Source organism: Kitasatospora sp. NPDC034023 (assembly GCF_055575795.1).
This window is the reverse complement of sequence record NZ_JBVIRY010000025.1, coordinates 1-24,319: the sequence shown is the minus strand read 5'-3', so window position 1 is coordinate 24,319 and position 24,319 is coordinate 1. Positions and strand designations below refer to the sequence as shown.

The 24,319-nt window shown below is 73.0% G+C and carries 23 protein-coding genes; 16 read left to right on the top strand and 7 right to left on the bottom strand.

The window, feature by feature from the left end; genetic code table 11:
• Positions 1 to 28: 28 nt before the first annotated feature.
• Positions 29 to 1,222, top strand: a complete 1,194-nt coding sequence (locus ACZ52R_RS28790; RefSeq protein ID WP_465623133.1) for an RtcB family protein — start codon at positions 29 to 31, stop codon at positions 1,220 to 1,222.
• Between the two features lie 83 nt (positions 1,223 to 1,305).
• Here ACZ52R_RS28790 and ACZ52R_RS28785 read toward each other — a convergent pair whose 3' ends face one another.
• Entirely contained in the window at positions 1,306 to 1,587 is a 282-nt protein-coding gene (locus ACZ52R_RS28785) for an HPr family phosphocarrier protein (protein WP_360506040.1), read from the bottom strand.
• Between the two features lie 241 nt (positions 1,588 to 1,828).
• Here ACZ52R_RS28785 and ACZ52R_RS28780 point away from each other — a divergent pair, with 241 nt between their 5' ends.
• The 4 genes from ACZ52R_RS28780 to ACZ52R_RS28765 all read left to right on the top strand — a co-directional run bounded on the left by ACZ52R_RS28780 (position 1,829) and on the right by ACZ52R_RS28765 (position 7,259).
• Positions 1,829 to 4,630, top strand: a complete 2,802-nt coding sequence (locus tag ACZ52R_RS28780; RefSeq protein ID WP_465664886.1) for a bifunctional acetate--CoA ligase family protein/GNAT family N-acetyltransferase — start codon at positions 1,829 to 1,831, stop codon at positions 4,628 to 4,630.
• Positions 4,631 to 4,721: 91 nt separating this feature from the next.
• Positions 4,722 to 5,321, top strand: a complete 600-nt coding sequence (locus ACZ52R_RS28775; protein ID WP_360506045.1) for a DUF5998 family protein — start codon at positions 4,722 to 4,724, stop codon at positions 5,319 to 5,321.
• A 32-nt stretch (positions 5,322 to 5,353) separates the two neighbouring features.
• On the top strand, positions 5,354 to 6,541 hold the full coding sequence (locus tag ACZ52R_RS28770; RefSeq protein WP_465623130.1) for an alkaline phosphatase family protein: 1,188 nt from the start codon (positions 5,354 to 5,356) through the stop codon (positions 6,539 to 6,541).
• Positions 6,542 to 6,602: 61 nt separating this feature from the next.
• A complete protein-coding gene (locus tag ACZ52R_RS28765) occupies positions 6,603 to 7,259 on the top strand; it encodes a thymidine kinase (RefSeq protein WP_360506051.1) in 657 nt (218 codons plus the stop codon).
• 86 nt (positions 7,260 to 7,345) lie between these two features.
• Here ACZ52R_RS28765 and ACZ52R_RS28760 read toward each other — a convergent pair whose 3' ends face one another.
• Positions 7,346 to 8,089, bottom strand: a complete 744-nt coding sequence (locus ACZ52R_RS28760) for a VOC family protein (RefSeq protein WP_465623239.1) — start codon at positions 8,087 to 8,089, stop codon at positions 7,346 to 7,348.
• 165 nt (positions 8,090 to 8,254) lie between these two features.
• On the opposite strand from ACZ52R_RS28760, the gene ACZ52R_RS28755 reads away from it, so the two are divergent.
• On the top strand, positions 8,255 to 9,130 hold the full coding sequence (locus ACZ52R_RS28755) for a sulfurtransferase (RefSeq protein WP_465623128.1): 876 nt from the start codon (positions 8,255 to 8,257) through the stop codon (positions 9,128 to 9,130).
• 54 nt (positions 9,131 to 9,184) lie between these two features.
• Here ACZ52R_RS28755 and sepH read toward each other — a convergent pair whose 3' ends face one another.
• Positions 9,185 to 10,264 carry a septation protein SepH gene (sepH, locus tag ACZ52R_RS28750; RefSeq protein ID WP_465623126.1) on the bottom strand — a complete coding sequence of 360 codons (1,080 nt, stop codon included), beginning with the start codon at positions 10,262 to 10,264 and terminating at the stop codon, positions 9,185 to 9,187.
• A gap of 518 nt (positions 10,265 to 10,782) precedes the next feature.
• Here sepH and ACZ52R_RS28745 point away from each other — a divergent pair.
• Positions 10,783 to 11,628, top strand: a complete 846-nt coding sequence (locus ACZ52R_RS28745) for a hypothetical protein (RefSeq protein ID WP_465623124.1) — start codon at positions 10,783 to 10,785, stop codon at positions 11,626 to 11,628.
• A 46-nt stretch (positions 11,629 to 11,674) separates the two neighbouring features.
• Here the strand turns inward: ACZ52R_RS28745 and ACZ52R_RS28740 are convergent, their stop codons facing one another.
• Both ACZ52R_RS28740 and ACZ52R_RS28735 read right to left on the bottom strand, forming a co-directional pair.
• A complete protein-coding gene (locus tag ACZ52R_RS28740) occupies positions 11,675 to 12,997 on the bottom strand; it encodes a D-arabinono-1,4-lactone oxidase (protein ID WP_465623122.1) in 1,323 nt (440 codons plus the stop codon).
• A 103-nt stretch (positions 12,998 to 13,100) separates the two neighbouring features.
• On the bottom strand, positions 13,101 to 14,357 hold the full coding sequence (locus tag ACZ52R_RS28735) for an MFS transporter (RefSeq protein ID WP_465664862.1): 1,257 nt from the start codon (positions 14,355 to 14,357) through the stop codon (positions 13,101 to 13,103).
• Positions 14,358 to 14,493: 136 nt separating this feature from the next.
• On the opposite strand from ACZ52R_RS28735, the gene ACZ52R_RS28730 reads away from it, so the two are divergent.
• On the top strand, positions 14,494 to 15,636 hold the full coding sequence (locus ACZ52R_RS28730; protein ID WP_465623118.1) for a ferrochelatase: 1,143 nt from the start codon (positions 14,494 to 14,496) through the stop codon (positions 15,634 to 15,636).
• A gap of 42 nt (positions 15,637 to 15,678) precedes the next feature.
• A complete protein-coding gene (locus tag ACZ52R_RS28725) occupies positions 15,679 to 16,497 on the top strand; it encodes an inositol monophosphatase family protein (RefSeq protein ID WP_465623117.1) in 819 nt (272 codons plus the stop codon).
• A 167-nt stretch (positions 16,498 to 16,664) separates the two neighbouring features.
• Here the strand turns inward: ACZ52R_RS28725 and ACZ52R_RS28720 are convergent, their stop codons facing one another.
• A complete protein-coding gene (locus tag ACZ52R_RS28720) occupies positions 16,665 to 16,850 on the bottom strand; it encodes a hypothetical protein (RefSeq protein WP_030057688.1) in 186 nt (61 codons plus the stop codon).
• A gap of 443 nt (positions 16,851 to 17,293) precedes the next feature.
• Here ACZ52R_RS28720 and ACZ52R_RS28715 point away from each other — a divergent pair, with 443 nt between their 5' ends.
• From ACZ52R_RS28715 to ACZ52R_RS28700, 4 genes are all read left to right on the top strand, one after another.
• The gene (locus ACZ52R_RS28715) at positions 17,294 to 17,947 is read left to right on the top strand and encodes a response regulator transcription factor (RefSeq protein WP_465664860.1); all 654 of its coding nucleotides are present in this window, start codon (positions 17,294 to 17,296) and stop codon (positions 17,945 to 17,947) included.
• 85 nt (positions 17,948 to 18,032) lie between these two features.
• Positions 18,033 to 19,334 carry a sensor histidine kinase gene (locus ACZ52R_RS28710; RefSeq protein ID WP_465623115.1) on the top strand — a complete coding sequence of 434 codons (1,302 nt, stop codon included), beginning with the start codon at positions 18,033 to 18,035 and terminating at the stop codon, positions 19,332 to 19,334.
• Positions 19,335 to 19,563: 229 nt separating this feature from the next.
• Entirely contained in the window at positions 19,564 to 20,562 is a 999-nt protein-coding gene (locus tag ACZ52R_RS28705) for an acyl-ACP desaturase (protein WP_465664858.1), read from the top strand.
• Between the two features lie 473 nt (positions 20,563 to 21,035).
• Entirely contained in the window at positions 21,036 to 21,335 is a 300-nt protein-coding gene (locus tag ACZ52R_RS28700) for a DUF4193 domain-containing protein (RefSeq protein ID WP_030057692.1), read from the top strand.
• 367 nt (positions 21,336 to 21,702) lie between these two features.
• Here ACZ52R_RS28700 and ACZ52R_RS28695 read toward each other — a convergent pair whose 3' ends face one another.
• Complete coding sequence (locus tag ACZ52R_RS28695) at positions 21,703 to 22,152, bottom strand: DUF3093 domain-containing protein (RefSeq protein ID WP_465754415.1); 450 nt, start codon at positions 22,150 to 22,152, stop codon at positions 21,703 to 21,705.
• A 136-nt stretch (positions 22,153 to 22,288) separates the two neighbouring features.
• Here ACZ52R_RS28695 and ACZ52R_RS28690 point away from each other — a divergent pair, with 136 nt between their 5' ends.
• From ACZ52R_RS28690 to ACZ52R_RS28680, 3 genes are all read left to right on the top strand, one after another.
• A complete protein-coding gene (locus ACZ52R_RS28690; protein ID WP_465664884.1) occupies positions 22,289 to 22,867 on the top strand; it encodes a PaaI family thioesterase in 579 nt (192 codons plus the stop codon).
• Positions 22,864 to 23,331, top strand: coding sequence for a dUTP diphosphatase (gene dut, locus ACZ52R_RS28685; RefSeq protein ID WP_465623112.1), 468 nt, complete (start codon positions 22,864 to 22,866; stop codon positions 23,329 to 23,331). Before ACZ52R_RS28690 ends, dut begins: the two co-directional genes overlap by 4 nt.
• A 69-nt stretch (positions 23,332 to 23,400) precedes the next feature.
• Complete coding sequence (locus ACZ52R_RS28680; RefSeq protein WP_360506080.1) at positions 23,401 to 24,204, top strand: DUF3710 domain-containing protein; 804 nt, start codon at positions 23,401 to 23,403, stop codon at positions 24,202 to 24,204.
• Positions 24,205 to 24,319 lie beyond the last annotated feature (115 nt).

Here is a 24,319-nt window from a genome sequence, read left to right as displayed (position 1 = left end):
CCACCCGACCCATGGAGGTCGTTCAGCGATGACGTACACCGAGGTACCCGGCGTCCGGGTCCCGATCCGGATGTGGACCGATCCGGCGACGGTCGAGAGCCAGGCCCTGCAGCAGCTGCGCAACATCAGCTCCCTGCCGTGGCTGCACGGCCTCGCCGTGATGCCCGACGTCCACCTGGGCAAGGGCGCGACGGTCGGCTCCGTCATCGCCATGAAGGGCGCGGTCTGCCCGGCGGCGGTCGGCGTCGACATCGGCTGCGGGATGAGCGCGGTGAAGACCTCGCTCACCGCCAAGGACCTCCCGGACGACCTGTCCGGCCTGCGCAGCAAGATCGAGCAGACCATCCCGGTCGGCCGCGGCCTGCACACCGACCCGGTCGACCCGGCGAAGCTGGACGGCTTCCGGGCGGCGGGCTGGGACGACTTCTGGCAGCGCTTCGACGACATCGCGGAGGACGTCAAGTGGCGCCGCGAGCGGGCGATGCAGCAGATGGCCACGCTCGGCGGGGGAAATCACTTCATAGAAGTATGTGTTGATACGACCGGTGTGGTCTGGCTGATGCTGCACTCCGGATCCCGAAACATCGGCAAGGAGCTGGCGGAGCACCACATGGGCGTCGCCCGCTCGCTGCCGCACAACCAGGGCCTGGTCGACCACGACCTCGCGGTCTTCCTCGCGAAGACCTCGGAGATGGCCGCCTACCGCCAGGACCTGTTCTGGGCGCAGGAGTACGCCAAGAACAACCGAGCGGTGATGATGGCGCTCTTCCAGGACGTCGTCCGGCGCGAGTTCGCGAAGGCGAAGGTCACCTTCGACGAGGTCATCAGCTGCCACCACAACTACGTGGCGGAGGAGCGGTACGACGGCGTCGACCTGCTCGTGACCCGCAAGGGCGCGATCCGGGCCGGCTCCGGTGACTTCGGGATCATCCCGGGGTCGATGGGGACGGGCTCCTACATCGTCCGCGGCCTGGGCAACAAGGCGTCGTTCAACTCCGCCTCGCACGGCGCCGGCCGCAAGATGAGCCGTAACGCCGCGAAGAAGCGGTTCACCACGCGGGACCTGGCCGAGCAGACCGCGGGCGTGGAGTGCCGCAAGGACAGCGGCGTGGTGGACGAGATCCCGGGCGCCTACAAGAACATCGAGAAGGTCATCGAGCAGCAGAAGGACCTCGTCGAGGTGGTCGCGCACCTCAAGCAGGTCGTCTGCGTCAAGGGCTGACCTCGACGGGCGAAGGGCCGACCACAGCAGATCGGGGTGCCGCCGGAAGTCCGGCGACACCCCGATCGGGCGGTTGCGAGGCCTCAGGCCGCGGCGGGGAGCTCGTCGAGGCCCTCCTGGACGAGCTTGGCGAGGCGGTCGAGCGCGTCGTCGGCGTCGGCTGCGTCGGAGGCCAGGATGACCTCGTCGCCGCCCTGGGCGCCCAGGGCGAGGAGGCCGAGCATGGAGGCGGCGTTGACCGGGTTGCCGCCGGGCTTGGCGATGGTGATCGGCACGCCGGTGGCCGTCACGGCCCGGACGAAGACGGAGGCGGGACGGGCGTGCAGGCCCTCGGCCCAACCGATGGTGACGCGGCGCTCGGCCATGAGACGTGCCTTTCCGGTGAAGCTGGTCACGGCCGTGCTCGGGGAGCGGGGGAAGCGGCCGTGTTGTCTAGACCAGTGTCGCACGCAGGCAACCCCTGCGGGCCGCTGCGTTCAGGACTTGTGATTGTTTCTTTTCGGGGCATAAACCCCGGCCACTGGTCCTGTCCGCCCTGCCGTGAGCACGCACCCGGCGCCATCCGGCCCGCCGCCGGATAACCTGACGAATGTGGACGACTCCGCGGTGCCGAACCCCGAGCAGCAACCGGACTATCCGCAGCACTGGGAAGCCGACATCCTGCTGCGCGACGGTGGCACGGCCCGGATCCGGCCGATCACGCCCGCCGACGCAGGGCGCCTCGTGGAGTTCTACGAGCAGGTCTCGGACCAGTCCAAGTACTTCCGTTTCTTCGCTCCTTATCCCCGGCTCTCCGCCAAGGACGTCCGCCGCTTCACCCACCACGACTTCGTGAACCGGGTCGGCCTCGCGGTCGTCATCCGGGACGACTTCATCGCCACCGTCCGGTACGACCGGATCGACGCCGAGGGCCGCCCGTCCGCCACCGGGACCGACGCCGAGGTGGCCTTCCTCGTGCAGGACGCCCACCAGGGCCGCGGCGTGGCCTCGGCACTGCTGGAGCACATCGCGGCCGTCGCGCAGGAGCGCGGCATCCGCCGCTTCCAGGCCGAGGTGCTGCCGGAGAACCGGAAGATGGTGAAGGTCTTCACCGACGCCGGCTACACCCAGCGCCGCAGCTTCGCCGACGGCGTGGTGCACCTGGAGTTCAGCCTCGAACAGACCGACCGCTCGCTCGCCGTGATGCGTGCCCGCGAGCACCGCGCCGAGGCGCGCTCGGTGCAGCGGCTGCTCACCCCGCGCTCGGTCGCGGTGATCGGGGTCTCCCGCACCCCGCAGACGGTCGGGCGGGCGATCCTGCGCGACCTGCTGGGCGGCGCCCCGACCGAGTGCCCGGTCTACGCGGTGAACCGCAACGCCCCGCCCGGCACCGAGCTGGACGGCATCCCGGTGCACCGTTCGGTTCTGGACATCCCCGGGCCGGTGGACCTCGCGGTGATCGCCGTCCCCGAGGGCGCCGTCCCGGCCGCCGTCGCCGAGTGCGGTGCCCACGGCGTGCAGGGCCTGGTGGTGGTCACCGCCGGCTACGCGGAGACCGGTCCGGAGGGCCGGGACCGGCAGCGCGCCCTGGTCCGCCAGGCCCGCGCGGCAGGGATGCGGGTGATCGGCCCGAACGCCTTCGGCCTGATCAACACCGACCCGGCGAACCCGCTGAACGCCTCGCTCGCGCCGCGCCTGCCCGGCCGCGGCGGCTTCGGGATCTTCTGCCAGTCCGGCGCGATCGGCGTGGCCCTGCTGGAGGCCGCCCACAAGCGCGGCCTCGGCGTCTCCTCCTTCGCCTCGGTGGGCAACCGCGCCGACGTCTCCGGCAACGACTTCCTGCAGTACTGGGCCGAGGACGAGGCCACCCGGGTCGTCCTGCTGTACCTGGAGTCCTTCGGCAACCCGCGCAAGTTCACCCGGATCGCCCGCCGCCTGGCCGCCGCCAAGCCGATCGTGGTGGTCAAGGGCGCCCGGCACACCGGCAGCCTGCCGCCCGGCCACGCCGTCCCGGCCACCGCCACCGGCCTGCGCGACGCGACCGTCGACGCGCTGTTCGAACAGGCGGGCGTCATCAGGGTCGCGACCATCACCGAGCTGTACGACACCGGCGAGCTGCTGGCCCTGCAGCCGCTGCCGCCGGGGGACCGGGTCGCGGTGGTCGGCAACTCGGACTCGCTCGGCCTGCTCACCTACGACGCCCTGCTGGGCGCGGGCCTGCGCCCGCGGACCCCCGTCGACCTGACCACCGCCGCGACCGGCGAGAACTTCCGGATCGCGCTCGACGTCGCCCTCGCCGACCCCGCCGTGGACGCGGTGATCGCCGTCGCCATCCCGCCGATCGGCACCTCGGCGCACGCCTTCATGGGCGGCCGGCTGACCGGCGAGGACGACCCCGCGATGGGTTCCGACGACCCGGAGATCGCCGCCGCCCTGCTCGAAGCCGGTCAGCGTGCCCAGGAGTTGGGCAAGCCGCTGGTGCTCGCCCACCTGGCACTGACCGACCTGCCGGTCCGGCTGCGCCCCGGCGGCATCCCCGCGTACGCGGCGCCCGAGCGGGCCGTGCACGCCCTCGCCAACGCCGTCCACTACGCGCAGTGGCGCCGCCGGACGGCCGAGGCGGAGGAGACCGCGCGCGTCCCCGAGCTGGACCGGATCGATGAGCCCGGCGCCCGCAACCTGGTGGCGGCGGCGCTGAGTACCCGAACCGCGATCGCCGCGCGCACCCAGCCCGGCGGCGCCCGGATCACCCTGTCCGACGCCGAGGCCCGCGACCTGCTGGTCCGCTACGGCATCGACGTCTCGTCGACGCGGCCGGCCCCGGACGAGGAGACGGCCGTCGCGGCGGCGGCCTCGCTCGGCTACCCGGTGGCTCTGAAGGCGACCGCCCCGCACCTGCGCCACCGCCCCGACCTGGGCAGCGTCCGGCTGGACCTGACCGACGAGCCGGGCCTGCGCCGCGCCCACCGCGAGTTGGACGCGCTGCTCGGCGGCGCCGCGCAGGCCGAGCTGGTGGTGCAGCGGATGGCGCCGCGCGGTGTGGACACCGTGATCGGCGCCACGGTGGACCCGGCGGTCGGGGCGATCCTGTCCTTCGGCCTGGCAGGCGCACCGGCCGAACTGCTGGGCGACACGGCGCACCGACTGGTTCCGGCCACCGACCAGGACGTCGCCGGGCTGATCCGGGAGGTGCGGGCCGCGCCGCTGCTGTTCGGCTGGCGCGGCGCGGAGGCGGTGGACACCGCGGCCCTGGAGGAATTGCTGCTCAGGGTGTCGCAGCTGGTGGACGACGTCCCGGAGATCGCCTCGGTGGATCTCGAACCCGTGGTCGTGGCCCCGCACGGGCTGGCGATCCTGGGGGCGCGGGTGCGGGTCGCGCCCCTGCCGGTCCGCAGCGATCTGGGCCCGCGCGCGATGAGCACGCTGTAACCTTCCTTGGTTGCGCCCTGCCCGGGCGCTGTTGTCCGAAGCTCGGCGCCGTGCCGCCCGCTTCGTCGGCGGACCATGCCAGGATGGAGATATGGCGAAGACCGGTACCACCACCACTCAGGACCTGCGCTCGGCGATCGAGCGCAGCGGCTACTACCCAGCCCTGGTGTCCGAGGCGGTCGAGTCCGCGGTGGGCCCGGAGCCGATCGGCTCCTACCTGGTGCACCAGGAGACGACCTTCGACGCCAACGAGGTCCGCCGGCACGTGACGGTGCTGGTGCTGACCCCGACCCGGTTCGTGGTGAGCCACACCGACGAGCAGTCCGGGGCCGAGGGCAGCCCCTCGGTGCCGTTCGCGACGACCTCGACGGAGAGCGTCCGGCTGGACCGGATCGGCTCGGTCGTGGTGAGCCGGATGGTGGCGAACCCGGAGACGTACACGCCGGGGACGCTTCCGCGCGAGGTCGTGCTGACGATCGGCTGGGGCGCGGTGCAGCGCCTGGACCTGGAGCCGGCCGGCTGCTCGGACCCGAACTGCGAGGCGGACCACGGCTACACGGGCTCGGCGACCGCCGACGATCTCTCGCTGCGGGTGAGTGAGGCCGGTGACGGCCCGGAGACGGTGGCCCAGGCGCTGGTGTTCGCCCGGGCACTGTCCGACGCGACGATCGACAACGGCCCGCGGGTCTGATCGCCGCCACCGAACGCTACGAATCCGGTTCCATGTCCTTCGTTCCTGCCGACGGCTACGACGCCTTCGAGATCCTTGACCCGGCCGCGGCCCCCGCGCCCCCGTACGGCAGCGGTTCGCTGTGCGACCTGCTGCCCTCGGTGGCGGCGGGGCTCGGCGTTCCCGGGTTCACCGCGACGCTGCCCATCGCCCCGGCGGACCGGGTGGTGGTGTTCCTGGTGGACGGCCTGGGTTGGGAGCTGCTGCTTCGCCACCCCGAGTACGCGCCGTTCCTGTCCTCGCTGGCCGGGAGCTCGCTGGGCGGCAGCGGCCGTCCGCTGACCGCGGGCTTCCCGTCCACCACGGCGACCTCGCTGGCCTCGGTCGGCACCGGGACGCCGCCGGGCCTGCACGGCCTGGCCGGGTACACGGTGGCGGTGCCGGGCGCCGGCTACCTGATGAACCAGCTGCGCTGGCAGCCGCCGACCGAGCCGCACGCCTGGCAGCCGTACCCGACGGTCTTCGAGCGGACGCACCAGGCCGGGGTGGCGACCGCGCAGGTCTCGTCCCCGCTGTTCGCGCAGACCCCGCTGACCCGGGTGGCGCTGTCCGGCGGCACCTTCCTCGGCCGCACCACCGGCGAGGAGCGGATGGACCTGGCGGCCTCCTGGCTGGCCGAGCACGACCGGGCGCTGGTGTACACATACGTCAGCGAGCTGGACGGCGCGGGCCACCGTTTCGGGGTGGACTCCGACGAGTGGCGGATGACGCTGGACGCGGTGGACCGGCTGGCCCGCCGGCTGGCCGAGCAGCTGCCGCCGCGTTCGGCGATGTACGTGACGGCCGACCACGGCATGATCGACATCGCGCCGGAGGACCGGATCGACTTCGACGAGGACTGGGAGCTGGGCGCTGGCGTGGCCCTGCTCGGCGGTGAGGGCCGGGCCCGGCACGTGTACGCGGTGCCGGGGGCCGCGGCCGACGTGCACACGGTCTGGAGCGAGGTGCTGGGCGACCGGATGTGGGTCGCCACCCGGGACCAGGCGGTCGCGGCGGGCTGGTTCGGCCCGGCCGTGGACGAGCGGGTGTACGGCCGGATCGGCGACGTGGTCGCCGCGGCGCGCGACGACATCGCGATCGTCGCCTCCCGCAACGAGCCCGGCGAATCCGCGATGATCGGCCTGCACGGCTCGATGACCCCGGTCGAGCAGTTCGTGCCGCTGCTCGAAGTCCGCGGCTGAGCCGCTCCCTTGACTCATCCGTGCCCGAACTCCCCTGATCTGAAAGGCCCCTGCTCCACCCATGGCTGAACTGGTGTTCTTCTCGGGCACGATGGACTGCGGCAAGTCGACGCTGGCGCTGCAGATGGACCACAACCACGCCGCGCGCGGCCGGCAGGGCGTCATCCTCACCCGCAACGACCGGGCGGGCACCGCGACGATCTCCAGCCGGCTGGGCCTGCAGGCCGAGGCGGTCGAGGTGACCGACGACTTCGACTTCCACACGCACGTGGTGCACCGGCTCTCGGCGGGTGGCCGGGTGGACTACCTGATCTGTGACGAGGCGCAGTTCTTCTCCGCCGGGCAGGTCGACCAGCTGGCCCGGGTGGTGGACGAGCTGGACATCGACGTCTACACCTTCGGCATCACCACCGACTTCCGCACCCGGCTGTTCCCGGGCTCGCAGCGGCTGATCGAACTGGCCGACCGGGTGGAGGTGCTGCAGGTCGAGGCGCTGTGCTGGTGCGGGGCGCGGGCGACCCACAACGCCCGTACGGTCGGCGGGGTGATGGTGGTCGAGGGCGCCCAGGTGGTGATCGGCGACATCTCGGTGCGCGACGACGAGGTCGGCTACGAGGTGCTGTGCCGCCGCCACCACCGCCGCCGGCTGACCGCCGCGACGGCCCGCGCTTCGGTGCTCTCCCCGGACGTGCTGCCCTTCGAGGAGCAGCAGGCCTGACCGGCGCCGCAGGCCTGAGCGAGGCTGCAGTCCTGGCCGGGCCTCTGCAGGCCTGACCAAGGCTGCAGACCTGACCGAGAGCAGGCCTAACCGAAGGTCTGCAGCACCGAGAAGTGCCCGCCCTGCGGGTCGGCCAGCCGGGCGGCGCGGCCGCGGGTGGTGTCGTGCGGCTCGACCAGGATCCGGCCGCCGAGCTCCACGGCGTGACGGGCGGTCAGGTCGGCGTCCCGGACGGCGAAGTGGGTGCGCCAGCGCGGCGGGTGGCCGCGCAGGTCGGCGCGGTGCCGGATGCCGGCGACCGCCCGGCCGTGTACGAGCAGCGCGCTCTCGTCCGCACCGGGCCGGACCGGTCGGTCGAGCACGGTGGCGTAGAAGACGGCGGCGCCCTCGGTGTCGGGGGTGAGCAGTTCGGCCCAGGTCGGTCCGCCGTGCTCGGTGCCGGCTTCCCGGCCGAGGTGCTCCTCGCCCTGCCAGAGGCCGAAGACGGCGCCGGACACGTCGGAGGCGATGGCCATCCGGCCGGCGCGCTCGGCCTGCAGCGGCCCGACGGCGACGGTGCCTCCGCATTCGCGGACCAGCTGGGTGGTGCGGTCGGCGTCGTCCACGGCGAAGTAGGTGGTCCACTGCACCGGGAAGCCGGTGGCGGTGGAGAGGCCGAGGCCGGCGACCGGCGCCCCGTCGAGTTCGGCCCGGACGTAGTCGCCGAGCTGGCCGGGTCCTGGGGTGTACGTCCAGCCGAGCAGTACGCCGTAGAAGGCGCGGGCGCCGGCCAGGTCGTCGGTCAGCAGGCTGACCCAGCAGGGCGTGCCCTGGGCCAGTCGGAGTTCCACCGCGGGCAATGCGGGCCTCCTCGTGGGTGGTTGGCGCACGGAAACCTCGGGCGCGAGGGTGATGCTTCCACCCTGGCGGGCGCCCAACCCTCGGGCCGCGCGGAAAATCCGGCAAAGTCCGCACAAAGAGCGGCGGGTCGGCGGTGCTGCGCGACAATGGCCGCCATGACCACCTACAACGACGGTTCCCCGCTGATCTCCGCGGTCGAGCTGGCGGAGGCGCTCGCCTCCGCCCGTCCGCCGGTGCTGCTGGACGTGCGCTACCAGCTGGTCGGTGCCGCGCCGGGCGGCCCGACCGCGGCCGAGGAGTACCGGGCCGGGCACCTGCCCGGCGCCCACTTCGTCGAGCTGGACCGGGACCTCGCGGCCCCGCCCGGTGCCCCCGGCCGGGGCGGGCGCCACCCGCTGCCGGACCCGGAGGAGTTCGGCGCGGCGATGCGCGGCTTCGGGGTGAGCGCCGAGCGCCCGGTCGTGGTGTACGACGGCGCGGCCTCGATGGCGGCGGCCCGCGCCTGGTGGCTGCTGCGCTGGGCCGGGCACCGGGACGTCCGGGTGCTGGACGGCGGCTTCGCGGCCTGGCAGGCGGCGGGGCTGACGGTGACGGCCGAGCTGCCGGAGCCCGCGGAAGGCGACTTCAAGCCGGTGCCCGGCCGGCTGCCGACGGTGGACGCGGACGGCGCCGCGGCCTGGGCGCGCGGCGGTCTGCTGCTGGACGCCCGGTCGGGGGAGCGCTACCGGGGCGAGACGGAGCCGGTGGACCCGCGGGCCGGGCACGTCCCCGGCGCGGTGTCGGCGCCGACGGCCGAGAACGTGGGCCCGGACGGGCGGTTCCGTCCGGCGGCCGAGCTGGCGGCCCGGTTCCGGGCGCTGGGCGCGGGGGAGCGGGAGACCGCGGTGTACTGCGGCTCGGGGGTGACGGCGGCGCACCAGATCCTGGCGCTGGAGGTGGCGGGTCTGCCGGCCACGCTGTACCCGGGGTCGTGGAGCGAGTGGTCGAGCGACCCGGGCCGCCCGGTGGCGGTCACCGACCAGCCGGGCTGAGTCCGGGAACGCCGAAGGGCGGGAGGCCCGGCCTCCCGCCCTTCGGCATCGGTACTACTCCTGCTTCTTGCGCCGGCTGCCGAAGACGATCTCGTCCCAGCTGGGCACGGTGGCCCGGCGCCCGGGCCGGACGCCGTCCGCCTCGGCCTGCCGGTCGGTGGTGCCGACCAGGCGCTCGCGGTGCGGGGCGACGGCGCGCGGCATCAGGATGTCGGCGTAGGCCGAACCCGCGCCGACCGCCGGGGCGGCGGCCGCGGCCGGCTCCTCGCTCTCCTCGGCGACCTCGGCGGGCACCGGCTCGATCGGGGCGGGGCTGCCGACGGCGAGGTCGCCGCGGAAGGCGGGGACCACGTCGAGCAGGCTGGTCAGCGAGTCCCGGGACTCGGCGGTGGCCTCCCGCGATTCGCGGACCTCGCGGGCCGACATGATGCGGTCGGCCGAGGGCCGGTCGATCATCGGGCGGGGCGGCCGGTCCTGGGGGAGCCGGGCGATCCGCGGGATGAACGGGAAGATCGACTCCTCCTCGCGCTCGACGTTCTCGCCGATCAGCGCGCGGGCCTCGTCGTCGTTGGGCTGGACCAGGCGCCGGGGCGGGTCGTACGTCCACGAGGCGCTGCGGCCCTCGCCGTCGGCCCGGTAGGAGAGGATGACCTCCCAGGTGCCGTCGTCGCGGCGCCAGGAGTCCCAGCGCTCGGTGTCCTTCTCGGCGCCGCGCAGCGCGAGCCGCTCGGCGACGGCCTCGCCGAGCTGCGGGCCCGGGGACTCGCCGTTGCGGCGGATGGCGGTCTTGCGGGCGCGCTCGGCCATGAAGGCGCGCTCGGCGAGGACCGGACCCTCGAAGCGACGGACGCGGTCGACGGAGATCCCGGCGGCCTGGGCGACCTCCTCGGCGGAGGCACCGGCTCGTATCCGGGCCTGGATGTCCCGGGGGCGCAGATGGCTCTCGACCTCGATCTCGATCTGGCCGAGGCGCGGCCGGTCGCCGCGGATGGCGGCGCGCAGCCGCTCGTCGATGGGGAGGGTGTACTCCGTGCTGTCGGCAGCCTTGAGCACCAGCCGTGTGCCGTCGTTGCTGACGGCCACAACCCGCAGTTCGGGCACGGTTACCTCCCGGGTGGTGCCTGCCGACGTCACCTGCGTCGCTGCTCCCGTACTGAGTGTGGCCTGCCCGCTCGCGACTGGCCACAACCTTGCTGAGTTCCCCGGCGTGTCGGGCTTACGCCCCGCCACGCCGCTGTGGCACGGTTGCCTTTTTGCCACGCCATCCGTCGACGTCGCGCCTGGGTGTCCCGGCCGTCCTCGCACGCGGAGTGTTCGCGACGATCCGGGACCCGGCGTCGCCGTGCGTGCCTGTTCCGTGGCTCCTCGTCAAGCTGCCGGTGTAGAAGCAGTCGACAAGTCGACCCAAGGCTCAGGCTTTACGAACAGTACTCCATTCGTGGCATCCAAAGGGGCGGCTCGCCGCTCAAGTCTCCCGCGATTCACGGGAATCTCAAGAGCGCGCTCCCCCGATGGCGGACCACCAGTGGGTGAACGGTGATCATCTTCACACAATCCGGGCGCGCAGAACCGCATTTTCGTCCCTTGTGTCCTTCTTTGGGCAAGATGGAGTGGCTTGTTCGAGGAACAGTCGTACGGACCGAGGGATGTTGATGTCGGAGCTGAGCCCCGCCGAGGAGGGCGGCAAGGAGGAGCGCAAGCGGATCGATCTGAGTGTGGCTCAGGTCGCGGCGGGTGCGCTGGCCGCCGTGGTGGGCGCGCTGTTGGCCTCCGAACTGGGCGTGTACGGGACGATCATGGGCGCCGCGGTGGTGAGTGTCGGGGCCACCACCGGCGGCGCTGTGCTCCAGCACGTCTTCAGGCGGACCGGCGAGCAACTGCGCGACGCGGTGGACCGGGGGCCGATCCAGACCGCGAACACGCTGCGCCAGGTGCCGGCGGAGCACGAAGCGCCGCCGCGGCCTTCGGTGATCACCGCGGAGTGGAGCGAGCCGCAGGTGGTGCGGGCGCGCCGGCGGTGGACCTGGAAGACCTACGCGGTGGTGTCCGGGCTGGTGTTCGTGCTGGCGATGACGCCGATCGTGGCGTTCGAACTGGCGACCGGGCAGCCGGTGTCGGCGACGGTCAAGGGCGAGTCCGGCAACGGCACCTCCTTCGGCGGCTCGGTGGCGCCCAAGTCCTCCCAGCCGCAGGACGCTCCGCCGGAGCGGCCGGGCCCGGGCGACAGGCGCGCTCCGGAGGCCACGCCGTCCGGCGGCGCCTCGGCCCCGGCGACGACGCGGCCGAGCCGGGAGCCGAGCGGCACCCCTGGTACCGGCCCGGGTACGGCTTCGCCCTCGGCGAGTCCGAGCGCGACCCCGTCGGCCGGTTCCTCCCCGTCGGCGGGGGGCGGGAAGCCCACCGGCGAGGCCACGACGCAGCCGCCCGTGCCGGGGAACGAGCCGACGGGGTCGACGACGGTGGCCCCGCCGCCGGCGGCCGGGACCCCGGCGAACTGACGAGCCCGGGCGGACCGGCGAGTCCGGGCGGACCGGGCCCCGTGGATCAGGCCCCCAGCACCCGGCGCAGGTAGTCGTTGCCGAAGATCCGCTGCGGGTCGACCTCGTCGCGCAGGGCGGTGAAGTCGCCGAAGTGCGGGTAGACGCCGGCCAGGTACTCGGCGTCGCGGGTGTGCAGCTTGCCCCAGTGCGGGCGGCCCTGATGGGCGGTCATCAGCTGTTCGACGCCGGTGAAGTAGCCCTGGTCGGCGGTGCCCCGGTAGAGGTGGACGGCGATGTAGGCGCTGTCCCGGCCGGAGGCGGTGGAGAGCCAGAGGTCGTCGGCGGGGGCGAAGCGCACCTCGACCGGGAAGCTGACCTTCCAGTCGGAGCGTTCGATCAGGGCCTTCAGCTCGCGCAGCACCTCGCCGACGGCCGCGCGTGGCACCGCGTACTCCATCTCCACGAAGCGGACCTTGCGCGGGCTGGTGAACACCCGGTACGCGGTGTCGGTGTAGCTGCGGTCGGACCAGGCGCGGCTGGCCAGTGCGGCGATCGAGGGGATCGAGCCGGGGAAGCGCCGGCCGACCCGGCAGGCGCCCTCCCAGACGGTGTTGGAGAGGAAGTCGTCCTCCAGCCACCCCTTGAACCGGGGCAGCGGGGCGGCCGGGCCCTGGCTGCGGTTGTTGCGCTTGGTGGAGCAGCGGTCGGTGTGCGGGAACCAGTAGAACTCGAAGTGCTCGTTGACGGCGGCGAGGTCGTCGAGGCGCTCCAGCACCTCGTCGAACGCCATCGGCTGCTCGTGCGCGGTGAGCAGGAAGGCCGGTTCGACGCCGAAGGTGAGCGCGGTGATCACGCCGAGGGCGCCGAGGCCGAGCCGGGCGCCCTGGAAGAGCCGGGGGTTCTCGGTGGGGGAGCAGCGCTTGAGGGAGCCGTCGGCGAGGACGATCTCCAGCGCGCGGATCTGGGCGGCGAGCGAGCCGGAGTCGCGGCCGGTGCCGTGGGTGCCGGTGCTGGTGGCGCCGGCGACGGTCTGGACCTCGATGTCGCCCATGTTGGTGAGGGAGAGGCCCTCGGTAGCGAGGACCCGGTTGAGTCGGTGCAGCGGGAGGCCGGACTCGACGGTGATGGTGCCCGCCTCGCGGTCGATCTCGCGGATGGCGGTGAGCGCGTGCGGGCGGATCTGGACGCCGTCGCCGGCGGAGGCGATCGAGGTGAAGGAGTGGCCGGAGCCGACGGCCTTGACGGTACGGCCCTGCTCGGCGGCGCGCAGGATCTCCTTGGCCAGTTCCTCCGCGGTGCCGGGGGCGGCGGCCCGGGCGGGCTCGGCGCTCTGGTTGCCGGCCCAGTTGGTCCACCGGGTGCGGGTCGCGGTACTGGCCTGGGGCATTGCGCTGCCTCCTGCTCCGTGGCACCGGGGTCGGCGCGGTCCGGGACGGCGCGGCCGCCCTACCCGCGGGTAGGGCCACGGGTAGGGCGAGAGATTAGTCAGTTCACCGTTCGGCGTCTACGGGTCGATCGGCGTCCGCGGCGGGCTGCTCGGCGGCCAGTCCGGCGCGCAGCCGGCCGAGTCCGCCCAGTGCGGCGACCACGCCGAGCATGCCGGCGGCCAGCGGTACCCAGTAGCCGGCGGCGGCGCCGGAGGCGTCCACCACCCAGCCGCCGGCCGAGGAGCCGACCGCGACGCCCAGGGCGAGGCCGGTGGTCGTCCAGGTCATGCCCTCGGTCAGCTGGGACGCCGGCACGAGCCGCTCGACCAGGGCCATCGCGCTGATCAGGGTGGGGGAGATGGCGATGCCCGCGACCAGCAGGGCGCCGCCGACCGCGGCCAGCCCGCCGACGCCGTGCACCGCGTGGGCGACCAGCAGCAGCGGCACCATGCTGACGGCCATGAACACCACGCCGAGGAAGAAGCGGGCGGCCAGCGAGCCGGTGAGCTTGAGGGTGCCGTAGACCACGCCGGCCAGGCAGGAGCCGAGCGCCCACAGGGCGAGGATCACGCTGGAGATCGACTTGTGGCCCTGGGCCTCGGAGAAGGCGACGGTGACGACCTCGACCGAGCCGAAGATCGCGCCGGTGGCGACGAAGGTCAGGATCAGCACCTGGAGGCCGTGGTTGAGGATGACCGAGTGGCCGTCGTGCCGGGCGGTCGGGTGGACCGGCGGCTCGGTGGAGCGCTGTCCGGCGAACAGCAGGACGCCGACGGCGAGGAAGATCCCGGCGAGCAGCACGCCGGCCTCGGGGAAGACGGAGGTGGCCAGCCCGATGGAGAGGATCGGACCGACGATGAAGCAGACCTCGTCGACGACGGCCTCGAAGGAGTACGCGGTGTGCAGCTTGGGGGCGTCGTCGCGGTAGAGGTGGGCCCAGCGGGCGCGGACCATCGCGCCGGTGCTCGGCATGACGCCCATGCCGGCCGCGAAGACGAACAGCGTCCAGTCCGGGGCCTTCAGCCGGGCGCAGAGCAGCAGGCCGACGACGGCGGCGATGGTGAGCGCCATGGCCGGGATGATGATCTTGCGCTGGCCCAGCCGGTCCACCAGCCGGGAGACCTGCGGGCCGAGGACGGCGGCGGAGATCGCCAGGGTGGCCGAGACCAGGCCCGCGACACCGTACGAGCCCCTCAACTGGGAGAGCATGGTCACGATGCCGATGCCGGTCATGGAGATCGGTAGCCGGGAGACGAAACCGGTGGTGGAGAAGGCCAGAGTGCCGGGGGAGGCGAATATCCGGCGGTAGCTGGACAGCACGGGAGAACTCCGGACGGGGGTGGGGTAAGGAACAAGGCAGGTGAACACAGCTTACGTACGTTGGCAAACGGTATTTTCCGGACACCTGCGCGGCCCCGGCGACAGCGCCCGGCCCCTCAGTGGCAGGATCGGTGCCATGTCCGACGCGCGCAAACCCTCCCCCTCCGGCGCCGCTCCGTACGACGCCCTGCTGCTCCTGTCCTTCGGCGGGCCCGAGGGCCCCGAGGAGGTCGTCCCCTTCCTGGAGAACGTCACCCGCGGCCGCGGCATCCCCAAGGAGCGGCTGAAGGAGGTGGGCAAGCACTACTTCATGTTCGGCGGGGTCAGCCCGATCAACGAGCAGAACCGCGAACTGCTCGCCGCGCTGCGCAAGGACTTCGCCGAGCACGGGCTTGACCTGCCGGTCTACTGGGGCAACCGGAACTGGGCGCCCTACCTGGTCGACGCCCTGCGGGAGATCGCCGCCGACGGCCACCGCCGGATCGCCGTGCTCGCCACCAGCGCCTACGCCGGCTACTCGGGCTGCCGCCAGTACCGGGAGAACCTCGCCGACGCGCTGACCGCCCTGGCCGAGGAGGGTGTGCCCGCCCTGAGGGTCGACAAGCTGCGGCACTTCTACAACCACCCCGGTTTCGTCGAGCCGATGATCGACGCCACCGTGGCCGCGCTGGCCGAGCTGCCCGCCGGGGTACGGGACGGCGCCCGGCTGGCGTTCACCACCCACTCCATCCCGGACGCCATGGCCGAGTCCTCCGGCGCCCCGGACGACCCGGCCCGCGGCACCCCGGGCGGCGCGTACGTCGCCCAGCACCTGGACGTGGCCCGGCTGATCGCCGCCGCCGTCGCCGAGCGCACCGGCGTCGCCGACCGACCCTGGGAACTGGTGTTCCAGAGCCGCAGCGGCGCCCCGCACACCCCGTGGCTGGAACCCGACATCTGCGACCACCTGGAGGCCCGGCGGGCCGAGGGCGCGCCCGCCGTGGTGATGGTCCCGATCGGCTTCGTCTCCGACCACATGGAGGTCAAGTACGACCTCGACACCGAGGCGGTCGCCAAGGCCGCCGAACTCGGCCTGCCAGTGGCCCGCGCCGCCACCGTCGGCGCCGACCCCCGGTTCACCGCCGCTGTCCGCGACCTGGTCCTGGAGCGGGCCGCCACCGAGCGCGGCGAGGGCGTGACCCGCTGCGCCCTCGGCGCGCTCGGCCCCAGCCACGACGTGTGCGCGATCGCCTGCTGCCCCAACCCGCGCGCCCCGCGCCCGGCCGCCGCCGAGCACTGACCGCCCGTCCCGCCGCTCACCGCCGCCCCGGAGGAGAATCCCGTGACCGCCCCCGCCCAGCCCGACGACCGGCTCCTCGACGACCTGCTGGACGTCGCCCTGGACGCGGCCCGGCAGGCCGGCGTCCTGCTGCGCGACGGCCGCCCCGCCGACCTCGGCGTGGCCGGCACCAAGAGCAGCCCGGTCGACGTGGTCACCGAGATGGACCTCGCCTCCGAGAAGCTCCTGCTGGAGCTGATCACCGACCGCCGCCCGACCGACGGCTACCTCGGCGAGGAGGGCGCCGAACGGTCCGGCACCAGCGGGGTCCGCTGGGTCGTGGACCCGCTCGACGGCACGGTCAACTACCTGTACGGACTGCCCTCCTGGGCGGTCAGCGTGGCCGCCGAGCTGGACGGCCGGGCGGTCGTCGGCGTGGTGTTCGCCCCGGCGCGCGACGAACTGTTCCACGCCGTCCTGGGCCGCGGCGCCCGGCTGAACGGCCGGCCGCTCTCGGCCCGCCCCGCCCCGCCGTGGGGCCAGGCGCTGATCGCCACCGGCTTCAACTACGTCCGGTCGGTGCGGGTGCGCCAGGCCGAGGTGCTGCTGGCGCTGATGCCCGAGGTGCGGGACATCCGCCGGGGCGGGGCGGCCGCGGTCGACCTGTGCGACGTCGCCGCCGGGCGGCTGGACGGCTACTACGAGCGCGGCCTCGCCCCCTGGGACCGCGCGGCCGGCTGTCTGATCGCCGCCGAGGCCGGCGCGCTGACCGGCGGCCGCCCCGGGCACGGCCCGGACGGCGAGCTGACCGTGGCCGCCGCCCCGGGCGTGTACGAGCCGCTGCAGGAACGCCTGGCCACGCTGCGCGCCTGGGCGGACTGACCGGTTCCGGCCCGGCCGGGCGGGTTCGCACGCCCGGGACCGCGGCTCGGCCCCGGGCATGCGAAGAGCCCTGGCATACGGGGGATGCCAGGGCCTGGGGTTTCGCACGGCCCCCGCAGGGCCGCAGGTGCCGGAGGACCGGCGACGGGTCGGTGGTGCCGGACGGGTCAGGCAGCGGTGCGGTGGCGCTCCAGCACCGTGTCCACGCCGTGCTCGGCGGCGAGTCGGCGGAGGTCGTCCAGCTCGGACTGCTCCACCTCGGCGAGGAACTCGTCCCCGGCCTCGATCGCGCGGTGCAGGTCCTGCTCGGCGTTGGCTATGCGCTGCAGGATTCCGGCCTTGAAGGCGTCCATACGGGCCCCCTTACTGTGTCGGACGTGCACGGTCGTGCGTTCTCCGCCCTGAGGAAGGTCCAGCCGGTGAAAGCGCCCCGGCCGGCAGTGGTGGATCGCCGGTCGGACGCGGAGACGGCCTTCGGCCGCTCCCGGTGATGTCCCAGCCCCAGGGCCGGCGCGGATGAACGCACGGCGGGTGGGTGCGACCGGCCAAGGGCCAGATCGCGGGTGTGCAGCTGTCCTCCCCGCCGGGGCGGCCGGGAAACCTCCCGGCGAAAGAAAGTTGCCCGTGTCACAGTCCAAGCGGAGTGGTGCCGACACGAACGGTCATCGCCGCGGACCCGGACCCCGTGCCCGAGGGGCAGCTTATCGCTGCTTTACCGCAGGACCAGGCAGGATGGAGCCACCGTCGGAGCCGTGCGTCCGCTTTCCGGGGCCGGCCTGGAGAAGGGACAACGACCGTGCGGGTTCTCGTCGTCGAGGACGAGCAGCTGCTTGCCGAGGCCGTCGCGACCGGCCTGCGCCGCGAGGCGATGGCTGTCGACGTGGTGTACGACGGGGAGGCCGCGCTCCAGCGCATCGCGGTCAACGACTACGACGTGGTGGTCCTGGACCGCGACCTTCCGCTGGTCCACGGCGACGACGTCTGCCGCAAGGTGGTCGAGCAGGGCCTCGCGACCCGGGTGATCATGCTGACCGCCTCCGGCGACATCAGCGACCGGGTCGAGGGCCTGGAGCTCGGCGCGGACGACTACCTTCCGAAGCCGTTCGCCTTCAGCGAACTCGTCGCCCGGGTCAGGGCGCTGGGCCGCCGCGCGACCGTTCCGCTGCCCCCGGTGCTCGAACGCGCCGGCATCTCGGTCGACCCCGGTCGGCGCGAGGTGATCCGCGACGGCCGCACCGTCCAACTCGCCCCCAAGGAGTTTGCCGTCCTGGAGGTGCTCATGCGGGCCGGCGGCGCCGTCGTCTCCGCCGAGCAGCTGCTGGAGAAGGCCTGGGACGAGCACACCGACCCGTTCACCAACGTCGTGCGCGTCACCGTGATGACGCTGCGCCGCAAGCTCGGCGACCCGCCGGTGATCGTCACCGTGCCGGGCTCCGGCTACCGGATCTGACCCCGGGATCCCTTCGACGAAGGGCCCGGATCCCGGGAATCCACCACCCCGCGCCCGCCCCGGCGGACGCCCCGAGAGGACGATCATGACCACCCCGCCCCCGGCCGGCGGGCCCTCCGGCGCGCCCGCCGGCGGCCCGCGCGCCGTACCGCCCAAGCCTCTGCACCCGCCGCGCTCGGCCCGGTCGAACCAGACCTACGTCCCCGGCGACGGCGTGCTCGCCTGGCTGCCCTTCCGCCCCACCATCCGGATGCGGCTCACCCTGCTCTACGGCGGGATGTTCCTGATGGCCGGCGTCGTGCTGCTGCTGGTGATGTACTTCTTCGTCCAGCAGGCCCTGCAGGAGGTCGGCCAGCCGCACCTGGTGCTCAACGGACCGGGCATCTCGGTGCGGACCCCGGACAACCTCACCCTCAACAGCCAGTCCGCGCTCGACCAGTGGCTGAACGACTACAAGGCCTACCAGGCCAGCCAGGCGCTCAACACCCTGCTGCGCAAGCTGCTGACCGTCCTGGTCTGCCTCGCCGTGATCGCCTTCGCGGCCGGCTACGCGATGGCCGGCCGGGTGCTGCGCCCGCTCGGCCGGATCACCCGCACCGCCCGCGACGTCGCCTCCTCCGACCTGCACCGCCGGATCGAGCTGGACGGGCCGGACGACGAGCTCAAGGAGCTCGCCGACACCTTCGACGACATGCTGGACCGGCTGGACCGCTCCTTCGACTCCCAGCGCCGTTTCGTCGCCAACGCCTCGCACGAGCTGCGCACGCCGCTGGCGATCAACCGCACCCTGCTGGAGGTCCAGCTCTCCGACCCGGCCGCCTCCCCCGACCTGCAGCAGCTGGGCAAGACCCTGCTGGCCACCAACGAGCGCAGCGAGCAGCTGGTCGAGGGCCTGCTGCTGCTCGCCCGCAGCGAGAACGAGCTGACCGACCGCCGCCCGGTGGAGCTGTCCGAGGTGGCCACCCGGGCGCTGGAGCAGACCCGGGCCGAGGCGGACAAGCGCGAGGTCGAGCTGCGCTCGAAGCTCGATCCGGCCGTGGTCGCGGGCAACGGCGTGCTGCTGGAGCGGCTCGCGCTCAACCTGCTGCAGAACGCGGTCCGGTACAACACCCCGGGCGGCTGGGTCGAGCTGGCCACCGCCGAGGTGCCGGGCGGCGGCGAGCTGGTGGTCTCCAACACCGGCCCGATGGTGCCGGGGTACGAACTGGAACACATCTTCGAGCCGTTCCGCCGGGTCAAGGGCGCCGACCGCACCCGCAGCGACAAGGGGGTCGGGCTGGGTCTGTCCATCGTCCGCTCGGTCGTGCGCGCCCACGGCGGCACCATCGAGGCCACCCCGCGCGCCGGCGGCGGCCTCACCATGCGGGTTCGCATCCCCTCGCCGTAGGCAGACCGGCTGCCGTCGGCTCGTGGAACAGCAAGCCGCCCCCGTCAGGCCCGTCAAGACGACATAAGGCCTGGCGGGGGCGGCTTGTCTTTTGCGGCCCCAGCAACTTACGGTGTCGTAACCTACGCAACCGTAAGTGCGAGTCCGCCGGCGCCCCCGCCGGAGTCCGCACGACGTGTGCCCGCCCAACGCGCCGGTCCCCGCGCGTGCCGTCCCCCAGGAGCAAACCGTGACCATCGCCCCTGTGCAGCGCAGCACCGTGCAGAGCAGCACCTCGCTCGGATCGAGCGGCTGGACCGACGCGCGGCTGATCCTGGCCCTCGAGGAGGTCGTGGAGAAGGAACTCGACCGCCACCTGAGCGTCGCCAAGGAGTGGATGCCGCACGAGTTCGTCCCGTGGAGCCAGGGCCGCGACTTCGACGGCGTGCTGGGCGGTGAGGCCTGGTCGGTCGAGCAGTCGCAGGTGACCGCGCTGGGCCGGGTGTCGCTGGTGGTGAACCTGCTGACCGAGGACAACCTCCCCAGCTACCACCACGAGATCGCCAGCATGTTCGGCCGCGAGGGCGCCTGGGGCACCTGGGTGCACCGCTGGACGGCCGAGGAGGGCCGCCACGGCATAGCCATCCGCGACTACCTGCTCGCCACCCGGGCCGTCGACCCGGTGGAGCTGGAGCGGGCCCGGATGAGCCACATGTCCGAGGGCTTCGAGTCCGACAACGCGCACAGCATGCTGCAGTCGGTCGCGTACGTGGCCTTCCAGGAGCTCGCCACCCGCATCGCGCACCGCAACACCGGCAAGTACGCCGGCGACCCGCTGTGCGAGCAGCTCCTGGCGAAGGTCGCCAACGACGAGAACCTGCACATGGTCTTCTACCGGAACCTGCTGAAGGCCGCCCTGGAGATCGCCCCCGACCAGGCCATGCGGGCCATCGCCGACGTGGTCACCGACTTCCGGATGCCCGGCCACGGCATCCCCGGCTTCGAGCGCGCCGCCGCGCAGATCGCCCTCGGCGGGGTGTACAACCTGCGCATCCACCACGACGACGTGCTGCAGCCGGTGCTGCGCCACCTCAAGGTGATGGAGATCGGCGGCCTCGGCCCGGAGGGGGTGCTGGCGCAGAACGAGCTGGGCGTCTTCCTGGACGGGCTGGACTCGCAGGCGCGGAGGTTCGAGGAGCGCCAGGCGGCGATCATGGCGCGTCGGGCGGCCCGGCGGAGCGCGGAGTAGGGTGCTCCCGCAGGCGGTCGGAGTGGGTGGATTTTCCGTGGTTTGCCCCGGAAGATTCTGAACGTGACCAAGCTCACACCGTGTCGCTCCATGGTTTCGGCCAACCCCGGAGAGTGATCACCCGTTCGGGGGTGTAGATCGCCGTCCGTGACCGGATTTCGCCCCCGGGCGGATCCGCCGGATCGGTCGTCATCCCTGAGAGGCAAGGGATTCGGCGGGTACCCGCACCTCCGGTGCTCACTGTGCGTGGCTGGCTCACCGGGCCCGGGAAGGGTCGGCGATGGCCCAGCGTGAGGCCTTTTGCGGCCCCGAGGATCACCCCGATGGACCCCGGGCTGAGTGTCGATTGAGTAACAGGGCTTGAAGTAAGGCAAAATCTCCGCCTCGGGTCGGGCACAAGACCGGCCCCCCATGCGTTACGTGCGCTGGAGATACCCGCACACACCGCACAACCCGGAGGGGGAGAGCGACAAATGGCAACCGACTACGACACCCCACGCAAGACTGACGACGAGCTCAACGAAGACAGCATCGAGGAGCTCAAGGCTCGGCGGAACGACAAGGGCGGCGGCTCTGTCGACGTCGACGAGTTCGACGCCGCCGAAGGCATGGAGCTCCCCGGCGCCGACCTCTCGAACGAGGAGCTCGCCGTCCGGGTGCTGCCGAAGCAGGCGGACGAGTTCACCTGCATGAGCTGCTTCCTGGTCCACCACCGCAGCCAGCTCTACAGCGAGAAGAACGGCAACCCGATCTGCCGGGACTGCGGCGCCTGAGCACCGCGGCAGACAGGGCCCGGTGCCCGCGGCTCCCGCGGGACCGGCACACCGCTCCTTCCGGCCCCGGGCAGCGGGGCCGGACGGCAGTTTCGGAGCCCGTCCGAACGGACGGGCCCGGCAGGACGGAGTCGGCCGACGCGTCGGCCGGCACAAAGTCGTAGGGACGGTCCCGCAGCAGCGGAACCGTCCCTCTCCGTTTTCCGGTCCTCGGACCCTTCAGGTTTCCGGTCCTTGGACCCTTCAGGTTTCCGGTCCTCGGACCCTTCAGGTTTCCGGTCCTCGGACCCTTCAGGGCCTCCCAGGGCCTCCCAGGATCTGTCAGGACCTGTCACACGACCCTTCGGGGCCCTCGCGGCCCGCGCGCTCAGGTACGGGCGCCGCGCCGGGCCTCCTCCAGCGCCTCCGCCAGCTTCATCGGCGAGCGGGTCGACAGATAGAGATACGGCGTCGGGTCGGCCGGATCGCTCACCTCGACCCGCAGCGCCGTCGGGACGTAGCTGCGCAGCAGCATGAAGGCGCGCGGATCGGCCTTCGGACCGCGCCAGGCCGCCGCCTCGGCGGGGCTCAACGCCTGCGCGGCGCCGAGCGCGTCCACCGGGATCCGGGCCGGTCCGGCCACCAGCGAGCCCTGGACCACACGGATCCGGGCCGAGCCGTAGCTGCTGATCCCGACCGCGCCGGCAGCGATGCCGACCACCAGCCCGACCAGCGCGGCCGGGCCGCTGACCCGGATCAGGATCAGCGCGAGCGTGAGGCTCACCGCGACCGGGAGCAGCCACCAGGAGCGCGGCACCGTGAGGCGTTCGTCGTACATGCCCTCCATTGTGGGCGCCCTGACGCCTGGCGCGGGACGCCACCCCCACCGGGGGCCTACCTACCCCTGAGTAGGGTTGGGCTCCGTGACCGGTACGACAGCCCCCACCACTCCCACCGACCGGCCGGCGCCCGCGGTGCCGCCGTCCCCGACCACCCCGCCGCCGGACGCCGTCCTGCCGCCGCGCGCCCCCGAGGCACCGGCCCCCGGCACCCGGCTCGGCTCCCACTACGAGCACTGCTTCGGCTGCGGCCCGCAGCACCCCGGCGGCCTGCGGATCGACGCGATCGCCGGCGAGGGACTCGACGTCACGGCCGAGTTCACCGTCCGGGACGTCCACCAGGGCGGCCCCGGGCTGGCCCACGGCGGCGTGCTGACGACCGCCATGGACGAGACCCTTGGCACGCTCAACTGGCTCCTGCACGCCCCCGCCGTGACCGGCCGGCTGGAGACCGACTTCCTCTGCCCGGTGCCCGTCGACTCGGTGCTGCACCTGCGCGCCTGGGTCACCGGCGTGCACGGCCGCAAGATCTACAGCGCCGCCGAGGCGCGGATCGGCGGGCCGGACGGACCGGTCGCCGTGCGTGCTCAGGCGCTCTTCATCCAGGTGAAGCTGGAACACTTCACCACGCACGGTCGAGCCGAGGACGTCGGAAAGGTCCTCGACGACCCGGATCTGATGAAGCGCGCACGAGCCTTTGAGGTGAACCCTTGAGTGACACCCCCCGCCCGCAGCTGGACGTCCTGATCAAGCGCATCGACCCCGAGCTGCCGCTGCCCGCGTACGCGCAGCCCGGGGACGCCGGCGCCGATCTGCGCACCACCGTCGATGCCGAGCTGGCCCCCGGCGAGCGGGCGGTCCTGCCGACCGGCATCGCCGTCGCCCTCCCGGACGGCTACGCGGCCTTCGTCCACCCCCGGTCCGGGCTCGCAGCTCGTTGCGGAGTTGCTCTCGTGAACGCCCCGGGGACCGTCGATGCCGGGTACCGTGGAGAGATCAAGGTGATCGTCGTCAATCTGGACCCGCACGAGGGGGTCAGCTTCCGCCGAGGGGACCGGATCGCCCAGCTGGTGATCCAGCAGGTCGAGAAGGCCCGCTTCCACGAGGTGGAGGAGCTGCCTGGGTCGGCACGCGCCGAGGGCGGGTTCGGGTCGACCGGCGGCCATGCCGCGGTCTAGCATTCCCGCGGCCTCGCAGGAAGCCGAGCAGGTATTCGCATCGGTCTTGGACCGGGAAGGACAGTGACCGTGTTCCGTCGTCGCCAGAAGAGCGAGGACGCTGTCGAGCAGCTCGCCGACGACGCCATCAGCGCCGACGAGACGGCCGATGACGTCGAAGGTTCCGCCGAGAGCGAGAACGTGACCGAGCTGGACCCGGCCGACAGGGTCGGCCTGCCGCCGGCCCCCCGGCCGGACGGTCCGTGGGACCACTCGGAGCTGGAGAACCCCGAGGAGGGACGAGTCGACCTCGGGGGTCTGCTGGTCCCCGGTGTCGAGGGAATGGAACTGCGCGTCGAGGTCGCCGGTGACGCGATCGTGGCCGCCACCCTCGTGCTCGGCAACAGCGCCATCCAGCTCCAGGCCTTCGCGGCCCCGAAGTCCGAGGGCATCTGGGGGGAGGTCCGCGAGGAGATCGCCAACGGCATCACCTCGCAGGGCGGCCTCATCGAGGAGGAGGAGGGCCCGCTCGGCTGGCACCTCCGTGCCCAGGTCCCGGTGCAGCTGCCCGACGGCACCCAGGGTGTCCAGCTGGTGCGGTTCGTCGGCTGCGACGGTCCGCGCTGGTTCCTGCGCGGCGTGATCTCGGGTCAGGCTGCGGTGCAGCCGGAGATGGCCGGGATCCTGGAGCAGGTCTTCCGCCAGACGGTCGTCGTCCGTGGCGAGTCCCCGATGGCTCCCCGCGACCCGATCGTGCTGAAGCTTCCCGAGGACGCCCAGATGGTGGCCGACGGTGGCGGGGCGGCCGCCACCGCCGGCGAGGGCGACAACCGCTTCGGCGGCGCCTCGATCGACCCGTTCGCGCGCGGTCCGGAGATCACCGAGGTCCGCTGATCGGTCCGTGATCGGCCCTGATCGCCCCTGCCCGGGACCCCGGGCAGGGGCGATTTGCATGTGGCGGGCCCGTCCCCGTACAGTTCCGGAGTCGCCGCGGGAGACCGGGGCGGCA